3 protein-coding genes and 3 pseudogenes are annotated in these 6514 nt (G+C 57.7%); 1 reads left to right on the top strand and 5 read right to left on the bottom strand.

Translation table 11 applies throughout. The features are described 5' to 3' along the window. A pseudogene (locus IC66_RS48070) lies at positions 1-185 on the top strand (response regulator); the annotation flags it as partial. A 36-nt stretch (positions 186-221) separates the two neighbouring features. Here IC66_RS48070 and IC66_RS46960 read toward each other — a convergent pair. The 5 genes and pseudogenes from IC66_RS46960 to IC66_RS48890 form a co-directional block, all read right to left on the bottom strand. Further along, positions 222-566 carry a hypothetical protein gene (locus IC66_RS46960; protein ID WP_131233187.1) on the bottom strand — a complete coding sequence of 115 codons (345 nt, stop codon included), beginning with the start codon at positions 564-566 and terminating at the stop codon, positions 222-224. Positions 567-573: 7 nt separating this feature from the next. Continuing rightward, complete coding sequence (locus tag IC66_RS0141710; protein WP_028144446.1) at positions 574-2682, bottom strand: HAMP domain-containing methyl-accepting chemotaxis protein; 2109 nt, start codon at positions 2680-2682, stop codon at positions 574-576. Positions 2683-3100: 418 nt separating this feature from the next. Next, on the bottom strand, positions 3101-4141 hold the full coding sequence (locus tag IC66_RS0141705) for a PAS domain-containing protein (RefSeq protein WP_240536577.1): 1041 nt from the start codon (positions 4139-4141) through the stop codon (positions 3101-3103). A gap of 819 nt (positions 4142-4960) precedes the next feature. Further along, positions 4961-5375: pseudogene (locus tag IC66_RS49365) on the bottom strand (hypothetical protein). A gap of 52 nt (positions 5376-5427) precedes the next feature. Further along, positions 5428-5651 (bottom strand): annotated as a pseudogene (locus IC66_RS48890) (hypothetical protein). Between the last annotated feature and the right edge of the window lie 863 nt (positions 5652-6514).

Below are 6514 nucleotides of genomic sequence, written 5' to 3'. Positions count from 1 at the left end.
TTGGCCGCACCAGTAGCGAGCCGGTTGCGGCGGCCCTCGCAGAGCGCAACATCCCGTTCGCTTTTGCAAGCGGCTACGGGGCTGATGGAGTACCAAATGGATTTCAAGATCGCCCGCTTCTCACCAAACCTTTCCAGATAGATCAGCTCGAACGCTGTATAGCAAAGCTGTTTGATTGGAGGTGAAAACGAACGCGCCCACTAAGAACAATCCGTCCCGCGTCAGGCATACGGCAGCACCTCCTGCAGCAAGCGATCCGCGGCGGATAGCTGATCAAGCCGAAGCACGAGCAGCTCGTTCAGCCGCGCCACCCGATGTTGAAATTCCTCACGTATCGATCTGTCATCCACATCTTCAAGCAGGCCATTGAGAGCTCTAAGGCATTCGATAACGACATTGACGTTCCGCCGCAGCAACTCGCAGTCCGTTCGGGTCTGAACGATCAGGCATCGCTCTCGACTAAATGGCAGCGGGATGATGTTGGCAGCCGCCGGCTCGGACGCTCCATCACGGATTGTAGCTGCGACCACTCCAGCGTGACCCGCTGATGTCGAGGGACTTGTCATGTGGACCTCAGGCTGCGCGTATAGTGGTCAGGAACTTCTCGACCTCTGTCTTTAGCCGCGCGCTGTCGTTCGACAGCATTTGCGCCGAGGCCAGCACCTGACTTGAGGCTGAACCGGTTTCCGTGGCCCCCTGCTGCACCTCCGTGATATTGGAGGCGACCTCGTGAGTACCTTGCGCGGCCTGCTGGACGTTGCGCGCTATTTCCTGCGTAGCCATTCCCTGTTCTTCCACCGCGGCGGCAATGGCCGAAGAGATTTCCGAGATCCGACGGATCGTGCCGCTGATTTCCTTGATCGCGACGACGGAATCCTGGGTGGCCGCCTGTATATCGGTGATCTGATGACTGATCTCCCCAGTCGCCTTCGCGGTCTGTTCCGCGAGCGCCTTGACTTCGGAAGCAACGACAGCGAAGCCGCGTCCGGCCTCGCCGGCCCGGGCCGCTTCGATCGTTGCGTTCAGGGCCAAAAGGTTGGTCTGTCCTGCGATCGTATTGATCAGTTCGACCACGTCGCCTATACGAGTTGCCGCCTGCGACAGCTTGCTGACGCGATCGTTAGTTTTTTGCGCCTGATCCACTGCCGCCCCGGCAATCCTGGCTGCGTCCTGCACCTGGCGGCCAATTTCGGTGACTGATGAACTCATCTCTTCGGTGGCGGAAGCAACCGATTGAACATTGGTCGAGGCTTCCTCAGAAGCCGCAACTACCATGCTGGAGCGCTCCTGAGTGCTCTCGGCCGTCCTGCTCAGGGTCTTGGCCGCTGCCTCAAGCTCGGTCGAAGACGACGACAGCGTCTCGATGACCTCTCCGACGGCATCCTCGAACCGGCCGGCGAGTTGGTGCATGTCGGCCTTGCGTTGGGCAGCGGCACGAGCCTCCGATTGCGCCTGTTCGGCGCGCAGCCGGTCCGCTTCAATCATATTGTCCTTGAAGACCTGAACCGCTTCCGCCATCTCGCCTACCTCATCGGCGCGGCCCATGCCGGGGACCACGGTGGACGTATCGCCCCCCGCCAGGCTGCCCATGGCGGCGGTCATCCCCTGGATCGGCCGCGCGATCGTCCGAGCGGTCAGCAACGCAATCGCGGTGCCGAGGCCAAGTCCTGCCGCGAGCAAGCCCCACAGGACCAGCTTCAGGAACGATATGCTGGTCTGCACCTGATGGCTTTCCTCGGCAAGCATCCCCTTCTGATTCGTCTTGATTCCTCCAAAGCGGGTGCCGTCGGCTCCTTTCGGCCCGTTAAGCAGGTCGAGAATTTTCGCAGCGCGCGGCGCCGCCTCCGTTACAAGAATATGCACGGCTGCATTCCAGTCTGCGGACTCCCGGAGCGCGAACATCTTCTCGTAAAGGAGGACAAATTCGCCCCGCGCCTTCGTAATCTTCTCGAAAGCGAGCAGCTGCGACGGCGTGAGTAGGTCCTTCTTCGCACTCACAGCAGTATAGCCTTTTTCGAAGAGCTCCCACGGCTTGAAGAATTTTTCCTTGTCATTCTTTTCGCCCGACAGCAGGTACATGCGCAGCTGAGCGGTGGCAGCGGCAAAATTGCCGCGCGTGTCTGCCATGGCTTTCAGCAGTCGCTTTCGCTCCGCCGTCGCGTCCAGGCCTTCCTCCTCGTTGATGATCCTGGTGATCTCGAAAAAGATTGTTTCGGCGCGCGGACCGGCTTCGGTCACCAATAGCTTGGTCGCTGGATATGCCTCGGAAGTGAACGCGACGGCTTCGGCTTTGTCTTGCGCAGCTCGGAATTCTGCGAGCAGCGACTTGGCCTCGGCCCATTTTCGGCTGTTCTCCGGGTTGGTAAAATGTACCGCCTTCTCATCGAGGCCAGCAATTGTGGCATCCATTTCCTTCCACATTGCGGCCCGATCGAGCTTGCCTTGCGGATTTCCGGTCAGCAGATAGCCACGCAATGTCGCCAGTGTGGAATAGAGATTGCCGACCAGCTCCGTGCTCGCGAGTGCGACGGGTGTGCGCAGGTTCACCATGCGATCCACGGTCGTGGAAATCCCGCCGACCGCAAACACTGTGTACCCGACAGAAAGCGCGATAATCGCGCACACGGCAAGAAATCCCGAAATCAGCCGGCCACGAATCCGAAGTTTGAATTTGAAGGGCATGGCAACACTCCGCGGGTCATCGGATCCTTAAAAAAAGATCGGCAAGAATGGATTTGAATGTGACGCACTTAGTCGCCGCAACCGACGACCGCTTTTCGGGGCAGATGCCAAAAGGATCCTTGAAGTCACTCAATGAAACTGCAACTGACGCTTCCCACCCCCTATCTCAGCGTGTAGACGATGGTGAAGACAATTGCCTGCGAGTTGGTTAAGAAGAAAATCGATCTGATCTTCCTCATGCGAGCAAAAATTGTCGGTTCAGCGCCTTGTCACGAAACTTAAGTCGCGCTCTTCGCAAATTTTTAGCCCGCTGGGCCGCGGAATGGGGGAGTAACCCTAAAACTGAGTGCCAACACAGCGCTTCCAAGCCATTTATGGCGAGTGAGAAGAGCAAGGCTGCGACAACTTGTCTCGATCATTATCGCGGCCGAACTGCTGGCTTTCCCACCGACGGAAACAAGAACTCAATTCCCGCATCCGAAAAAACGCGGCGAAGGATTTCCATGGTCTCGTCCGGCATGGGAGGAGCATCATCGTACTCCTCCAGCCGACGTATGATAGCCGACGAAATCCCTGTTCGCGCGGCCAATTGCTTCACGGACCAATTTAAGATGCCGCGGGCTGCGCGCAGTTGCGCGCCCGTAAGCTGCGATGTCGCCGCGCGTTGGACGGAGAGCTTTTCCTGATGCACGTCAATGGAGAGACCCATCCATTCCTGGATGCTGCCATCCGCATTGGTGACAGGCACTGCCGTACAACGGTACCACCGATATGTATTGTCGGCCTGTCGCAGCCGATGTTCGACACTGTACTGCCGTCCCGTCTCAACCGAGGCCGTCCAGTTTCTCAGGGCCGCCTCACGCTCATCTTCGTGAAGAAGATCAACCCAGCCTTTGCCAAAGAACTGATTTGCCTCCGGTGTCTTCTCGCCATTCGGCAGCGCCGTGATCCGACCATCGGAACTACCGATCCACAGCAGACCGCCTACCACTTGGGTCAAAGCGCTGTAGCGCTCGGCGTCACTTCGTAGCGTCTGGAGCAACCGACGTTGCGCGGTAATGTCGAGAGCAACCCCCAAGATACATTCCGGCTCACCCGCTCTATCTAACAGCACTTCCGTGTGGCAGTGAATCCAGCGCAAAGCGCCAGTAGGCCGAACAATGCGAAATTCACCGTCGAGCAACCTCCAATCTGTCATCAACTCGCTCGGACTGCGATTCGGACCGCGATCGTCCGGATGAATTCTTCGTTGGACTTCCGCATATGAAGGCGACACCGCATGCGGATCCAATCCGAGCAGCCCAAAAAAGCCACGCGACCATTGCATCTGGCCAGCTGCATCACAGCGCCAGACACCTGCTCCCAGCTTTTCTTCGATCAAACGAAGCACATCGGACAGTTCAAGATGTGCCTCCAGCTGAAGCAAAATCAGCCCCCATTCTAAAATGCTAACATTCAACTCTCAATTGCAGACTAATTCAACGCTGATGTTTGAGTGATGCCCAGCCATGAGGTCGATACGCACCCGGCGAAGGCCCCGGGCTAGGCCGCTTTCGGGAAGGCTGATCGCGCTCAAGATGCGTGAGCGACGCTTTGAGACCGCCAATTCCAGGGCAGAAGAAGTTCGTCAATGCGCTTAGCAGAATGATCAGGTAGGCGCGCCACACGGTCGAATGAATAAAAGCGCACGCCGGATGCTATATTCGTTGGGGCACGCCGTACACACCGACGGCCTCCGCACGCGGGTGTGATGAGCATGCAGGAACCCGAGTGAAGTAGTTCACAATGGGTAGGTAAAGAAAGGGATAGCGTGCGCGCTTCAACTGGAGGAAGCGCCATGCAGCTCAATTGGACAACCACTCGAATGCTCGCTCTGGCGGCCGTTCTTCTGGTCGCAGCTGGTACCACTATTGCAATCGGCACTCCTCGCGCACTCTTTGAACCAATGCTGGGAGCCGATTGGCAATGCAACCGAACCGCGCTGGTCGTGACCACTTGTTCTCACTCGATCCCTAAAACATAATAGACGGTAATTTTGAGCAGGGTGATCAAATACAACGCGTTCTTGTTCGGCTAATGGCGCGAAACTCGGCTCTCACCTGCGCTAACAAGAAACCAGGGCGGCGCACAAAAGAGCTACACCATCATACTTGCGATTTGACCTTGATCGATGCGGCCCGGGCTTGTAGTCTTCGGATACTCCTATCTCATAGGTCCAACGCGCCTGCGACGCACGAACATTAAGCGCGACCGCCTGCTTGCGAGATCCTCAACCGCACTAGCCGGGATGAAGCCGCACGCGGGAACTTCTCTCTCCCGAGCGACGACTACCGCTTAGGCGCCACCCGATCGGCCCCGGAAAACTGTTGGCAATGCTCAAGGCGCGCTTCTCGTCCGTTTCGAGAGCTAGCTTTTGAGCAAGCATGACGTTTACCCTGGGCCAACCCACCCAATGGGACAAAACACCACCCGGTTCCTAGCCGCCCGTGTTCGTTGATCTCGTTGACGTCGCCGGACGTTCCTCGGCGGATGCGGTACCGCCTTCTCGTATCGCAACCGACGACGTCGAAGTATCCCTTCGTGTCAAACTCGGCCCGCTGCTGAGGCGAAAGCCATGACCGCAGAAGTCGCATTGACCGCGCGTGAACCGTTTTTTCGTCCTTAGCTGCTTGATACAGCCTTGTCAGTGCCAGTCAGCGACCGCTCCAGCGGCCGAGCGAACCATATTTGTTCTTCACGTGGTGATCACCCGCCAACAAGGCGCGGGGAAGAACAATGTTTCTTCGGCGGCCGGATTGAAGGAGATGATCTTGACTACCTCACCTGCCCCCTTCCGGACCGTTGCGGTGTATCCTTTGCCGGTAAATTCCGAAAACAGCCTCTCCGCTTCTGCCGAAGGCGTCTGCACTGGAATTATCGAAGAAATGCCGGCTGTCGCCGCTGTGATCCATTACGATTAGCGTTGCCATGCTGAGGCTCCTGCTTGCACCTCGAAAGGAATGTGGAAGCCCGGACCTCGTTCCTAAAATCCGGAGTACATGACATGGCCGAAGGCCAAGCTGCCGGGGGAGCGGCTAAGAGGTCCGCGATGACCAGAAGCGGTTTTCGCTCTCCGCCATCTTGGATGGTCCGCAACGGGCCAGATGCAGATGTCAAAAGAAGAAAAAAAGCCCGATCCGGGCGACCCATAGTGCAATCAGCCCGTCCAGAGAGCCGACTTGTCAACGAAGTGCAGAAGGCATGCGCGATGGGTGATCGAGCCGGCCCCGAGCAACAGAACAGCTGAGCCCGTCACAAGTACAAAATCGACGAACGTGCTGGCAGAAGAGGCCGGCGGGCAAGTATCCACTTTATGACCTTCGGCATATGGCTGCTAGCCGAGAGAAAAATATCAAAACTCAAGAATCGATTGGATGAGACTTAGCTGATTACCCCGGCCAAAATCTCCGATTTGTGGGCGGCAGGAGGTGCCTGTATGTCCTTTGACCCGATGGCCACTGCCGTCGACTGGCTCGACGCCTACCGTGCCGGCGATATCCAAGCGATACTCGAAATGTACGCCGAAGATGCCGTGGTCCATTGCGGTTGTGACGAATTGACTAACACCGGCAGAGAAGGGCCTCCGAGCCTACTGGGCTGCTCGTCTGCGCAAACACCCCGCTGCCGAGCTGGACGATCTTCAGCCTTCGCACGGTGCGACAGTGATCTCGTACATCAGCGGGGAAAATGTAGCGTTCGCGTTACGCCGCGCTGAACTTAGCCGCGGGCGGTCCAGCATGATCGCCACGTCGGAGGCAGGCCGCGGCTTGCTGAACAGATAGCCCTGCGCCTG

The organism is Bradyrhizobium genomosp. III (assembly GCF_000261705.1).
Taxonomy (GTDB): domain Bacteria; phylum Pseudomonadota; class Alphaproteobacteria; order Rhizobiales; family Xanthobacteraceae; genus Bradyrhizobium; species Bradyrhizobium ottawaense.
This window is presented reverse-complemented; position numbering and strand designations above follow the sequence as displayed.